General features: G+C 66.2%; 2 protein-coding genes. One reads left to right on the top strand and one right to left on the bottom strand.

Annotation, left to right across the window (positions count from 1 at the left end):
- Positions 1–99 precede the first annotated feature (99 nt).
- Positions 100–947, bottom strand: a protein-coding gene (locus B0E53_RS36160) for an IS5 family transposase (protein ID WP_210406362.1) whose coding sequence is annotated in 2 segments (ribosomal slippage) — positions 100–296 and positions 296–947 — 849 coding nt in all. Because the reading frame shifts where the segments join, the coding sequence is not laid out codon by codon here.
- A gap of 259 nt (positions 948–1206) precedes the next feature.
- Between B0E53_RS36160 and B0E53_RS40315 the strand changes: the two genes are divergently transcribed.
- Positions 1207–1644 carry a GNAT family N-acetyltransferase gene (locus B0E53_RS40315; protein WP_107079886.1) on the top strand — a complete coding sequence of 146 codons (438 nt, stop codon included), beginning with the start codon at positions 1207–1209 and terminating at the stop codon, positions 1642–1644.
- Positions 1645–1813: the final 169 nt, after the last annotated feature.

The following is a 1813-nucleotide window of genomic DNA, read 5'->3' as shown; positions in this document are numbered from 1 at the left end:
CCACGACGTCGGTAAAACCATCAAGCGTGACCCGACCATCGCAGCACGTAACCAACGCGAGGGTTAAAGATCAAGCTGAGAGCGCGTTGAATAACCAGGTCAGCTGGTGTTGAGTACGGCCTGGAGTCGGCCGGTCTTGTGGTATCGGGCGAGGCGTCGGGTCATGATGATGACCATGGCCCACTGGACCATAGCGGCGTGGTGTTCGGGGTGGCATTCGTAGTCGCGGACGGTCCGTCGGCAACGGTTGATCCACGACAGGGACCGCTCGACGACCCATCTGCGGTGCAGGACCTGAAGCCGACCTGGTCGGCGAGCTTGCGCACGATCTCCACCGCGAGGCCCAGGACAGCGGCGGCCCAGGTGACGAGTTGGCCCGCGTAGCCACCGTCGGCCCAGATCTTGGTGACGCGGGTGAAGCAGGTGCCCAGCGCCCACAGCAGCGCGCGGGCGGCATCGCGGTCCTGCACTCCGGCGCCGGTGACCATGATGATCAGCAGCAGGCCGGTGGTGTCCACGACGATGTGGCGTTTGCGGCCGTTGACGTTCTTGCCGGCGTCGTACCCGCGGCTGGTCTTGACCACAGTCTCAGCGGCGCGCACGGACTGGGAGTCAACGATCGCCGCGGTCGGTTCGGCGTTGCGGCCCTCTGCAAGCCGGACATGTTCGCGCAGGCCAGCGTGCAACCGGGTGAGGGTTCCGTTGCGGGTCCAGGTGCGGAAATAGTGGTAGACGGTGCGCCAGGGCGGGAAGTCGACCGGCAGCGCGCGCCACACGCAGCTGTTGTGGTCGAGGTAGCGGGTGGCGTCGACGATGTCGCGGCGCGGGTAGGTTACCGGCCGGCCGCCGCGTTCGCGGCCGCCACCGGCAGGCAGGTACGCGGCGATCAGCTGCCACTCGGTATCGCTGGTGTCCGACGGGTAGCGGCGAGGACGGGCCGTGGGCAGGTGCCCGGGCGCGGGCGACAGGGGCGCGGCAGCGGCCTGGCCGCAGACCAGGTAGAAACTCACCGTGGGGCCTTCGGGGGGCATGGATTCGACAACCACAGCCGTACCCGAAGGCCTCACCCTGTGCCCCCGCGACACACTGAAACCGATTCGGATTCCCTGCATCTCAGTGACTCCCATACCCGCCGAGCTCATCATTCAATGAGCTCCAAGCGGGCGGTCACCACTATCTCGTAAGGAGCGCCGTAGCATAGCGGTCATGACAGCACCTACTACCCTGCCGGCGGGTTATCGGTTGGTCGATGGACCACCGACGGTCGGAGACTACCTAATCCTTCGCAAACGATCTGGGCTCTCACCGCGTCGACCCGATCAGGCTGCCGCCGCAGTGCAGGGTGGCTGGGCTGCGGTGCACGTATTGCACGAGGAGAGCGGCACGACAGTAGGGATGGGTCGGGTGCTCGGCGATGGCGGGTGGTACTTCCACGTGGTCGACATGGCTGTATTGCCAGAGCACCAGCGTCGGGGCATAGGTGACGCGGTACTGACTGCGTTACTGGAGACAATCCGTCGGGAAGCGCCGCCCGGTGCGTTCGTGAACTTGCTCGCCGATCCGCCGGGCCGCCGCCTCTACGAGCGGCACGGTTTCCGCCAAACGGGGCCGAACTCTGTCGGGATGGCCCGGACCCTTGACTGACGACGCAACTGGCCCCATGTCACCAGACCGGCCGACTCCTCAACACCAGCTGACCTGGTTATTAAACGCGCTCTGACAGATGTCCCTGGGCCGGATCACCACCCGGTGTTTTCGATGCCCGGGCGGTGACCTGCCCTGTCAGGCCGCCCGTGGGTTGGGGCGGGTTTGG

The sequence above is a fragment of the Micromonospora sp. MH33 genome, from assembly GCF_003013775.1.
GTDB lineage: Bacteria > Actinomycetota > Actinomycetes > Mycobacteriales > Micromonosporaceae > Micromonospora > Micromonospora fulviviridis.
The sequence above is the reverse complement of the archived record's forward strand: the minus strand, read 5'-3'. Positions and strand labels throughout refer to the sequence as shown.

Excerpts from the sequence above, each read along its gene's own strand:
- B0E53_RS40315 (WP_107079886.1), top strand. The coding sequence starts at position 1,207 with ATGACAGCACCTACTACCCTGCCGGCGGGTTATCGGTTGGTCGATGGA.